Genomic DNA, 392 nt, shown 5'->3' with positions numbered 1-392 from the left:
GGACCGCGTTTGAGCCAGCCCTCAAAGTTGGGGCATTCGTCGAGCGTCGTTGCCGCGCGCACGGCGTCATGATCCGTAATATGGGCGATGTGATTTCCGTCTGCCCGCCATTCATCATGACAACATCACAGATCGACGAGCTTGTGGGCGGTATTTCCGCGGCGCTCGAAGACGCTGTTTCTGAATTCAAGAATTGAGCGTGTACGATGGATGAACTTGCAAAACTCGATCTCTGCGCCCAGGCGGCGCTCGTCAAGGCAGGGCAGGTGACTGCCGAAGAGCTTCTGGAAGGGGCCATAAGTCGGTCGGAAAAGACAAACCCCCAACTGAACGCTATCATCCGGCCTCTGCATGAGGAGGCTCGCAGGGAAGCGCGGGGCGCAGATAAGAGC

The 392-nt window shown here is 57.9% G+C and carries 2 pseudogenes; both read left to right on the top strand.

The window, feature by feature from the left end:
* Positions 1-197 (top strand): annotated as a pseudogene (locus AB4Z23_RS28865) (aspartate aminotransferase family protein); the annotation flags it as partial.
* A 9-nt stretch (positions 198-206) separates the two neighbouring features.
* A pseudogene (locus tag AB4Z23_RS28860) lies at positions 207-392 on the top strand (amidase); the annotation flags it as partial.

Source organism: Agrobacterium sp. MCAB5 (genome assembly GCF_052114365.1).
GTDB classification, from domain to species: domain Bacteria; phylum Pseudomonadota; class Alphaproteobacteria; order Rhizobiales; family Rhizobiaceae; genus Agrobacterium; species Agrobacterium tumefaciens.
The sequence above is the reverse complement of the archived record's forward strand: the minus strand, read 5'-3'. Positions and strand labels throughout refer to the sequence as shown.